Raw genomic sequence first — 10,344 nt, forward strand, 5'->3', positions numbered from 1 at the left:
GTTTATTCCCATTCTATCGTAGCCGGTGGTTTAGAACTGATATCATACACCACTCTGTTTACTCCTTTTACTTGATTGATAATTTTATTCGAAATATCCTGCAAAAACTCATACGGCAAATTACACCAATCGGCTGTCATGCCGTCTACACTGCTTACCGCCCTTAGTGCTACCACTTTTTCATAAGTACGTTCATCGCCCATTACTCCAACCGACTGAACTGGGAGTAGCATTGCACCTGCCTGCCACACATCATCATATAAACCAGCTTCTTTCAAACCATTGATAAAAATGTAGTCCACTTCTTGAAGAATAGCCACTTTTTCAGCGGTAATATCTCCCAAAATACGAATTCCTAAACCTGGCCCTGGAAAAGGGTGTCTGCCTAGAATATTTGGATCGATCTCTAAAGTTTTTCCTACAAGTCTTACACCGTCTTTGAAAAGCGTATTCAACGGCTCAACTACCTTCAAGTTCATTTTATCGGGTAAACCTCCAACGTTGTGATGCGACTTTATTGTTGCCGATGGGCCGTTAACCGAAACAGACTCAATAATATCTGGGTAGATAGTGCCTTGCCCCAACCATTTTACGCCTTGAATTTTCTGTGCTTCTTGATCAAAAACTTCAATAAACACTCTACCGATGGCTTTACGTTTTCCTTCAGGATCAGAAATTCCTTCAAGTGCTTTGTAGAACTGATCTTTGGCATTAACGCCTTTTACGTTTAAGCCCATTCCTTTGTACGACTCTAAAACGCTTTCAAATTCGTTCTTTCTTAAAAGTCCGTTATCTACAAAAATACAATGTAGATTTTCGCCAATAGCTTTATGAATAAGTACAGCAGCTACCGAAGAATCGACTCCTCCTGAAAGACCAAGCACTACTTTATCATTTCCTAGTTTTTCCTTAAGCTCGGCTACAGTAGATTCTACAAATACATCTGGGGTCCAATCTTGACTACAATTTGCGATATGCACCACGAAATTTCTTAGCAACTCTTTCCCTTCAGTGGAATGGGTTACCTCTGGGTGAAACTGAATTCCGTAGGTTTCTTCATTACGAATTTTATACGCAGCTACCTTAACGCTTGGTGTGCTGGCAATTATATCGAAGTCTGCTGGCAGGTCGGAAATGGTATCTCCATGCGACATCCACACTTGCGAACCCAAATTGATTTCTTTCATCAAATCGGAATGCATATCTACATGATTCAACTTAGCACGACCATATTCTCTGATTTCGGAAGGCAACACATTGCCTCCAAATTTCTGAGCCATAAGTTGAGCACCATAGCAAACACCTAATAAAGGCAATTTACCTCTGAACTGACTAAGGTCTAAATCAGGGGAACCTGTATCTCTTACAGAGCAAGGACTTCCTGAAAGAATGACTCCTTTAATGTCGTCTGTAATGGGTGGAATATTGTTAAAAGGGTGGATTTCGCAATAGACATTGAGTTCTCTTACTCTACGGGCAATTAGTTGAGTGTATTGAGAACCGAAATCCAGAATAAGTATCTGTTCAGCCATGCGCAAAAATAATACTCAAGTCGACTAATCACTAATAAATGACAAGTAATTGTATCGCTTCTTTTAAGTAGAAAAGATAAACCGTCCGTATTGCCAATTGGAAACAACTTCCATAACTTGAAACTGATGACACCACATTAAATTATATTCAACACTAGAAAATAATGAGCGGATATTCTGGCACCCCATTGGCTAAAAAATTAGGAATTAAGGAAGACTTCAAAGTCATGCTCATAAATCCACCTGACTATTACAACGGTCTATTTGAAAGCCTACCTGCTAACATTGAGTTTATTGAGGATCAAAGTGAAGTTCAGGTCGATTTTATTCATTTTTTCACCAAGTCTGAAGAAGAACTTTCAAACAGAATCTTAGCCCTAAAATTAAGACTTAAACCGAGTGGAATGTTATGGATTTCTTGGCCAAAAAAAGCCTCAAAGGTTTTCACCGATATTAACGATAGTGTAGTCAGAAGAATTGGTTTAGAAAGCGGTTTGGTTGATGTAAAGGTTTGTGCCGTTGATGAAATTTGGTCGGGGTTAAAGTTTGTTTTTCGTTTAAAAGACCGAGACTAATTTGAATTTTTAATTTGGCCAAACAGCTAATTTACCAAATGATAATCAACCAGTTCAATTCATACATTAATGAATCCTATCACAATCAAACCATTCATGTAATCTTTGCACCCGTTTTTTGCCCACGGTCTAAATTGAAGTAATTTAACACGATTCAAATCAATAACTATGAAATTTAGATTTACAAAAAACATTAAGATCGCTAGCTTTTTGCTTGTCTTATTGTGCTTTGCAGCTCCGTTTGCCCAAGCGCAAAAGATTCCGGCCAATGTAGCCGACAAAATTCATTTTAGAGACATTGGCCCAACCCGACAAGGTGGACGTTATGTGGATTTTGCAGTAGTAGACAAATCAACCAAAATCATCTATGCTGCAACGGCATCGGGTGGTGTATGGAAAACTGTGAATAACGGAATTTCATGGGAGCCAATTTTCGACAATGAGAATATTATTTCTGTAGGCGCCATTGCCGTAGACCAAAAAAACAATGATGTAGTTTGGGTAGGTACAGGTGAAGCCAACAACTCTAGAAGCTCTTACTGGGGAAATGGTATCTATAAATCTACTGATGCAGGAAAAACTTGGACCAACATGGGGCTTCCTGAATCACATCACATCGGTAGAATACTTATTGACCCTAAAAACTCAGACATAGTATACGTAGCAGCTTTAGGTAAACTTTATTCAGATAACCCAGAAAGAGGCTTGTACAAAACTACCAACGGTGGTAAAACTTGGACCAAAGTTCTTGAGGTTAAAAAAGAGGATGGAAAATTCATTGGCGTAGTAGATGTGGCCATGAGTCCGAAAGACCCGAACACACTAATTGCAGCAGCTTACGATAAAATCAGAACGCCTTGGACTTTCAATGAAGGTGGAGAGGGCAGTGGAATTTATAAATCAACCAATGGTGGTAAAACTTGGAAAAAATTAACCAAAGGCCTTCCAGGTGGCTTCTTAGGTAGAATTGGTGTGGCCTATGCTCCAAGCAACTCTAAAGTGGTTTATGCGAACGTTGAAAACGTAAACGTTAAGGGCATTTCTACAGAAGAGAGAAGAAAAATGTTAGAGATTGGTATTCCTTTAGAAAGAGGTCAATCTGTAGACGGAACAGAAATGTATCGTTCTGACGATGGTGGAGAGTCTTGGAAGAAAATCAGCCCTGATGGAGTCGACATCGGAGGAGCCCCTTCTTACTACTACCAACAGGTAAGAGTTAATCCTAAAGATCCTGACCATGTATATGTAATTGGTATTGGCATGTGGGAATCTAGAAATGGCGGAGAAACTTGGGAAACTCCTTTTAGATTTGGCGGAGACAACCACGCGATGTGGATTGACCCTGCAGACCCTGAGCACATGCTATTAGGCTACGACCACGGAATGGGAATTACTTATGATGGTGGTAAAACTTGGTATCACCCTGATGAAATTCCATTGGCGCAGTTCTATGCTGTTGATGTAGATATGGCTTATCCTTACAATGTATATGGTGGTTTACAAGATAACGGTTCGGTAAGAGGCCCAAGTTCTAAAAGAGGTGGAGCTTCTATTGGACTGGAAGACTGGAACCGTACAGGTGGCGGAGATGGCATGTACAATGTTGTAGACAGAACAAACAACCGTTACTTATACAATGAGTCTCAATTTGGTCCGCTTTCAAGACTAGACATGGAAACTGGCGAAAGCAAAAGCATTCGTTATACTGGCGATCGTAATATGCGTTGGAACTGGAACGCTCCAATTATAGTATCACAACACAATAGCGATGTGATTTATCATGCCGGAAACAAAGTGGTTAAGTCGAACTTCAGAGGTGAAAGCTGGACAGAAATCAGTGGTGATTTATCTAAAAATGACGCTGTTAAAGCCAATGGTACAGGTAATATTCAATACGGAACCATTACTACTTTAGAAGAATCTCCAATTAACGCTAATGAGCTTTGGGCAGGAACAGACGATGGTAATGTGCATATTACACGTGACGGAGGCAAAACATGGACAAATCTAAACGCTAACATTCCTAACAACCCTGAATATTGGGTGAGCAGAATTGAAGCTTCTGCACACGTTCCTGGTACTGCTTACCTATCATACAACGGAATGCGTAGAGATGTTTTCACCCCATACCTTTACAAAACAACAGACTATGGAAAAACATGGACTTCAATTGCTGCTGGTCTTCCAACTGAACCGGTAAACGTAATTCGCGAAGACCACAAAAATCCTAATTTGCTATTTGTAGGTACAGAACTTTCTGTATACGCAAGTATTGATGGTGGTAAAAACTGGACAAAGCTTAGCAATAATTACCCTACTAACCCAGCCTACGACATGGTGATTCACCCAAGAGAAAATGAGCTTGTTGTGGCTACACATGGTAGAGGTATTTTTATTGCAGATATTAGCCCACTTCAAGGCTTAACTGCCGAAGCAATGAATTCAGATGTTACATTATTTGATGTACAGCCTGCGGTTCAGTGGGTACGCGGTTTAAGTAATACTTCTGCTTACACTAACTTTGACGGAGAAAGCCGTGCAGATGGTGTTCATATCAATTTCCACGCAAAGAACGCTGGCAAAGCAACCATCAAAATCCTTAAAGGTACAAGAGAGATTTACAAAACTGAGGTAAACGCCAAAGCTGGGTTAAATCAAATGATTTGGGGAATGGACGAAATTGTTAGCGAAAGATCTGCTGCTCAACTACAACAAATGAGAGAGCGTTTCGAGCGTTTTGGAATGAGTGGTGAAGATTTGGAAGAAAGAATCGCTCAATCGAGATACATCACTAAATCAACCCAACCAGGCGAGTTTACTGTTGTTCTTGAAATGAACGGCAAGAAACAAAGTAAAGAAACCAGAGTACTTCAAGACATCTGGTATAAAAAGTAATCGTTTTAAATTTTGATTGTATATAAAGAGGTTGATCGTTAATGATCAACCTCTTTTGTTTTTAACTCCAATCAAGCACTTAAAGATTTAACAAGTCTTAAAACAAAGAAAACGGATTGCTCAAATAATTTTGTTTACTTCGTGATCTCAAAAATTAGTATTCAATGCGTATTAAGATTACCCTTTCAGCTCTTTTATTTTTTGCAATAGCAGTAAGCTGTAAAAAAGAAAGTGTTCCCCAAAAACCAACAGACTTCAATTTTAAGGTTAAAATGTCTGACAAAATTAATGACGCTACTATTATAAGTGGTCTTTATGGCCATTTGAAAAAATTTGAAGGTTTAGACAGCGTAGGAGTACCTGTGCAGAATAGCATTCTTCTGTATGACATTGAACATAAAGAAGCCATAGAGGGCGTAGCCTACCAAAGTGAAGGAACTACTTTTTACGATCTCAAAAATCTGAAGAAAAAGGATATTGAACCAAAGTTTACTGTGATTCCAAATAAAAACGGCTTTTACCAATTTGATTTAGGAGACCTTGAGTATTGCGTACTTATAGAGGTTAAGAAAAACACAGGATACTACAGAGGCGGAATGCAAGTAATTAAGGGAGCCTCTGATCAATTGAACGACAGAGAACTTCGTATTGACTATAAATCTACAAGATGATTATTTAACCAAGATACATTTAAAAACAAAGGCCAAATGATTAACTCATTTGGCCTTTGTTTTATCTGCAATTGGTGCCTCAGTTATTGCTTAATCCATTCCAAGGCAACTTCTTCGTTTGAAAATAAGCGGATATCTTTAAAGCCATGATGGAAATTAAAATTCTCCCAAACTTTATAATCTTTTATATTCTCTGAAATCAAAAGTGCTCTTTTAAAGTTAGAATCTAAGCCTACCCCTTTCAATTCTTTGGCCATAATTTCGAGCTCCCTTCTGGTAGCAATGAGTTGGGCATCTCTAAGATCGGTAATTACTTTATAGCAGTTATATTCCTCAGCCACCTTCGCTACTTTAGAAAAATAACTACTGGCTACATCCTTAGTTAATTCACCTTCTATTTTTCCAAACACATAATCCATCTCATCTTCGTACCCCACAATCAACAACATAGCGACCCCTTTTTGAAATTAAGGGTGCAAATATACAGCATATACGTCATAAACCAATCATTAATTACTCACTATCAGATAGTTACAAATAATTCTAATGATCAGAATAAACACAAAACTATACTTAGGTAATCCGCAGTTTCACCAAATATACAATCGGAAAACTACCACTCAAATCAAATAATCAACCGTTTAAATAAACAGAAAAGTAACTGGTTTCATATAAAAATTTCTTATACAACCTTACACATCATACAGCGAATGCTACCTCCTCCATATTTCTCAATTGTTGGAATATGCGCCCATAATAGCTTAGAATACTTCTCAATCCTTGATTTTTGGTTTTCTGATAAAGAATTATAGGCAGTTTTTGACATAACCAACACCGACTCACCTTCATTATTGATTACCTCCAACATATTACCCGCAAAAGCATACATTTGATCCATTGTAATCTCTATCACTTCATGATTGGTGCGTTCCAAAGCACTAATAACATCTTCGCGCTGAATGAGAGGAATCGCATCTAGGCAAATGACCGCATACTTCGCAGCTAAGCACATCAACACATTAGTATGGTAGATGGCCTCATCTGTTTTATTAAAAGCTTCAAAAACAACAGGTTCGAAGTCCATTAATTCGCAAAACTTGTCTAATACTGCGGGATGTGTACGTGTAGAAACACAGGCGTAAGCAAGTTTATAATCGTAATCGAGAATTACGCTGCCAGTACTTTCAAGAAACTTATTCTCCTTTTCAAATACCGATAAATCAACCACTTCTTTTATATTAATTCCTTCATCAGAAAGCTGTGTCAACACTTCGTCTCTTCTTTCCGATCGTCTGCTTTCGGTCATCATTGGGTAGAGCAACACTCTGCCATCCTCATGAAAAGACACCCAATTATTCGGAAAAACGGCATTAGGCTTAACCGGATGATCGGTATCATTTAAAGCAATCACATCAATCCCTTCTGAGCGAAGCTTAATCACGGCCTGTTCAAACTCCTGTTTAGCCAGACTTTCAATAGAGCTAATATCTTCCGCTCCTTCTTGGTTTTGGAAAGAGTTTGAACGGGCAGTAGAAGGATCGAAGCCGAAATGTTTCGGCCTCATCATCATAATTCGTTTGGCAGCTTGTTTTGACATGCCGCAAAGAAACATTATTTCTTGAGAATCCGAGTAGAAAATCCTAATCCAAAAATAAAATCTGTCTCCCCAAGATTATTCGTCAAATCAAATCCAGTGTACGCATCCAATTGAAGATTATTGTTCACCAAATAAGTTATGCCCATGTCTACATTATGTGTATTTACCCAGTCATTTCTTAGGGTACCAAACAACTCAAGAAAGGCTCCCCAATTGGGTTGAAAAGCATATGAACCCACCACTGAATACTCTAAATAAAAAGGACCATTTTTGGTAGGAACAAAGCCCCCAAGACCGTAGCCCAAAGTCAACTTCTCGCTCAAAGTACTGGAAAAATTGAGTCGAAGATTTAACAAATCCTGCCCCATATCCTCATCAAAAACATCGGTAACATACTCTGCTAAAAACGAGGTTTGGGGAACAAATCCATCCTCGTTCAAAATATTAAATTTTGCACCTATCCAAGTTGAAGCAAATTGAACATCGCTTCTATTAATAACATCTCCGTCAAACTTTATTCGATTGAAGTAAACGTTTTGAGCCAGCCTTAACTCTACATTATCACTAAGTCCATACCTCAACTGAAGGAAATTTAAAGTGAAGTTTTCAGAAGCATAATCCTCAGGGAGGTTTACAACATTTGCAATAGAATTTGAGAAAGCAGCCCTTGAGTACCCGATCCCTGACTCAATTTGAAAAGCACCTTTTGGCACTACAAACGAAGAGTAAGTCTGTGTAGGACGATCAGTAATTATCGAACCCACTGTTCCTTCATTCGCCTCTTGTGCAAAAACTCCAGTGGCCATCAAGCAGAAAGCCAACATGGTAAAAATTACGCTCTTTTTCACTTTTCGACTCATCTAAAAATTTCACATTAAAAATTAAAAATCAGATATTTAAGAACTGACTACTTATGTCTTTCTTTAAGAATTGAGATTACATCTTTTAAAGAGTAGCCTTTGGCTTCTAACAACACCATATAGTGAAACAACAAGTCAGCGCCTTCATTTAAAAACAGTGATTCATCGTTGTCTTTTGCTTCAATCACCAACTCAACGGCTTCCTCTCCTACCTTTTGCGCAATCTTATTCATGCCCTTCGAAAACAGATGAGACACATACGATTCTTCTGGAGATTTTGTTCTTCGCTCTTTAATTACTTGGGTTAACTGATCTAAGAACTCAACCCCAATTTCATTACTTTCTTGGAAACATGTATCATCCCCTGTATGGCAAGTTGAGCCTTCTGGCTTTGCCTTTATCAACAAAGTATCGCTATCACAATCAATCAATATCTCTTTGGTGTAAATATAATTATTTGAAGTCTCTCCTTTTGTCCACAATCTGTTTTTAGAACGACTAAAGAAAGTCACTTTGCCTTCTGATAGGGTTTTCTCCAAGGCTTCAGCATTCATATAACCAAGCATCAAAACCTTGTTCGAAACTTGGTCTTGAATGATGACAGGAACCAGTCCATCCCCTTTTGAAAAGTCTACTTCGTTTGTGTTTTTTAGTACTCTCATTTTTCTATTCTTACTGGGATATTATAGCCCTTTAAATAATTTTTTAAATCTGGAATTGACACCTCTTTGAAGTGAAAAATACTGGCTGCCAAGGCAGCATCAGCAAGACCAATGGTGAAGCTATCGAGGAAGTGTTCTTGGTTGCCCGCCCCCCCCGAAGCAATTACAGGAATGGACACTGAGCCCGAAACTTTAGCCGTAAGTTCATTCGCGAAGCCAGCTTTGGTTCCGTCATGATCCATAGAAGTGAGGAGTATTTCACCCGCCCCTCGCTCCTCTACTTCCTTTGCCCAAAGCAAAGTTCTTCTTTCGGTAGCGGTACGTCCTCCGCTCACATGAACGATGTGTTCGCCCTCTACAAAGCGAGAGTCAATGGCCACCACCACACATTGACTTCCAAACTCTCCGGCCAGTTCACTCACCAATTCAGGACGCATAACGGCAGAAGAGTTGATAGAAATCTTATCCGCTCCTGCATTTAGCAAAGCAGACACATCGGCAATGGAAGATATACCTCCACCCACCGTAAACGGAATATTGATTTCGGCAGCCACACGCTTTACCAATTCTATCAGGGTCTTTCGTTTCTCTACCGTAGCTGTAATATCTAGAAACACCAATTCATCGGCTCCTTCGGCAGCGTATATGGCCGCAAGCTCTACTGGATCTCCAGCATCGCGCAAATCAACAAAGTTGACCCCCTTTACGGTGCGCCCATTTTTAATGTCTAGACAGGGTATAATTCGTTTTGTTAGCACTTCTTAGTATTTAGTTCTAGTTTATGGTTTGTTCAAAAGAGGCCAGTTCTTCTAAACTAATCCTCCCTTCATAATAGGCTTTGCCCACTATGGTTCCGAACATGCCTGCTTGTTCCAATTTCTTAAGGTCATCCAGTTCAGCTACTCCTCCGCTCGCTATCAGCTTTAGCTTTGGGTAGCGCTTCAGAATATCATCATATAAATCAAAAGAAGGCCCTTGTAACAGTCCATCCTTGCTTACATCGGTACAGATCACGTACTCTATTCCTGCGCTTACATAGTCTTCTAGAAAGGCGAAAATATTCATCCCCGAACCTTCTTGCCAACCGTTGATGCGCACTTCGTCATGATGCACATCGGCACCGAGAATGATTTTGCTTGTACCGTACTTCTTAAGCCAACTTAGCACCAGCGCTTTGTTCTTCACTGCAATACTTCCGGCTGTAATTTGTGCTGCTCCGGCTGCAAAAGCCATATCAATCGCTTCATCGGATTTTACACCACCGCCAAAATCTACATGCAAACTGGTGTTTGACGCAATTTTCTTAAGTGTAGGCTCATTTACGATCTTGCTGGCTTTGGCGCCATCTAAATCCACTACATGAAGTCGTTTGATGCCTGCGGCTTCAAATTTTTGAGCTACAATAAGCGGATCGGAAGCGTATTCGGTCTTTTGAGCGTAATCGCCCTGCGTGAGCCGAACGCATTTTCCATCTATAATATCTATGGCTGGTATGATGTGCATTGTTTCTAGTATATGGTAGTTAGTATTGGGTCAATAGTCAATAGTCAAT

At 39.4% G+C, this 10,344-nt stretch carries 10 protein-coding genes; 3 read left to right on the forward strand and 7 right to left on the reverse strand.

The window, feature by feature from the left end; all coding sequences use genetic code 11:
- Positions 1-2: 2 nt before the first annotated feature.
- Positions 3-1,532 (reverse strand): glutamine-hydrolyzing GMP synthase, encoded by a 1,530-nt coding sequence (gene guaA / locus AWW67_RS11725; RefSeq protein ID WP_062301947.1) that lies wholly within the window; start codon positions 1,530-1,532, stop codon positions 3-5.
- A 164-nt stretch (positions 1,533-1,696) separates the two neighbouring features.
- Here guaA and AWW67_RS11730 point away from each other — a divergent pair, with 164 nt between their 5' ends.
- The 3 genes from AWW67_RS11730 (at position 1,697) to AWW67_RS11740 (ending at position 5,673) form a co-directional block, all read left to right on the forward strand.
- On the forward strand, positions 1,697-2,107 hold the full coding sequence (locus AWW67_RS11730; RefSeq protein ID WP_062301949.1) for a DUF3052 family protein: 411 nt from the start codon (positions 1,697-1,699) through the stop codon (positions 2,105-2,107).
- 168 nt (positions 2,108-2,275) lie between these two features.
- On the forward strand, positions 2,276-5,002 hold the full coding sequence (locus tag AWW67_RS11735; protein WP_082794026.1) for a VPS10 domain-containing protein: 2,727 nt from the start codon (positions 2,276-2,278) through the stop codon (positions 5,000-5,002).
- Between the two features lie 164 nt (positions 5,003-5,166).
- Positions 5,167-5,673, forward strand: a complete 507-nt coding sequence (locus tag AWW67_RS11740; protein ID WP_062301950.1) for a hypothetical protein — start codon at positions 5,167-5,169, stop codon at positions 5,671-5,673.
- Positions 5,674-5,756: 83 nt separating this feature from the next.
- Here AWW67_RS11740 and AWW67_RS11745 read toward each other — a convergent pair whose 3' ends face one another.
- The 6 genes from AWW67_RS11745 to hisA all read right to left on the reverse strand — a co-directional run bounded on the left by AWW67_RS11745 (position 5,757) and on the right by hisA (position 10,295).
- Positions 5,757-6,122: a hypothetical protein gene (locus tag AWW67_RS11745; protein WP_053221882.1), complete on the reverse strand. Its 366-nt coding sequence runs from the start codon at positions 6,120-6,122 to the stop codon at positions 5,757-5,759.
- A gap of 233 nt (positions 6,123-6,355) precedes the next feature.
- Complete coding sequence (gene ctlX, locus AWW67_RS11750; protein ID WP_062301952.1) at positions 6,356-7,270, reverse strand: citrulline utilization hydrolase CtlX; 915 nt, start codon at positions 7,268-7,270, stop codon at positions 6,356-6,358.
- A gap of 14 nt (positions 7,271-7,284) precedes the next feature.
- Positions 7,285-8,118 (reverse strand): transporter, encoded by an 834-nt coding sequence (locus tag AWW67_RS11755; protein ID WP_176700041.1) that lies wholly within the window; start codon positions 8,116-8,118, stop codon positions 7,285-7,287.
- A 59-nt stretch (positions 8,119-8,177) separates the two neighbouring features.
- Positions 8,178-8,792, reverse strand: a complete 615-nt coding sequence (gene hisIE / locus AWW67_RS11760; RefSeq protein WP_062301955.1) for a bifunctional phosphoribosyl-AMP cyclohydrolase/phosphoribosyl-ATP diphosphatase HisIE — start codon at positions 8,790-8,792, stop codon at positions 8,178-8,180.
- Positions 8,789-9,550 (reverse strand): imidazole glycerol phosphate synthase subunit HisF, encoded by a 762-nt coding sequence (gene hisF, locus AWW67_RS11765; protein WP_062301957.1) that lies wholly within the window; start codon positions 9,548-9,550, stop codon positions 8,789-8,791. Before hisF ends, hisIE begins: the two co-directional genes overlap by 4 nt.
- Positions 9,551-9,566: 16 nt before the next feature.
- A complete protein-coding gene (gene hisA / locus AWW67_RS11770; RefSeq protein ID WP_062301959.1) occupies positions 9,567-10,295 on the reverse strand; it encodes a 1-(5-phosphoribosyl)-5-[(5-phosphoribosylamino)methylideneamino]imidazole-4-carboxamide isomerase in 729 nt (242 codons plus the stop codon).
- Between the last annotated feature and the right edge of the window lie 49 nt (positions 10,296-10,344).

Source organism: Roseivirga seohaensis, assembly GCF_001592945.1.
In the GTDB taxonomy this organism is placed as follows: domain Bacteria; phylum Bacteroidota; class Bacteroidia; order Cytophagales; family Cyclobacteriaceae; genus Roseivirga; species Roseivirga seohaensis.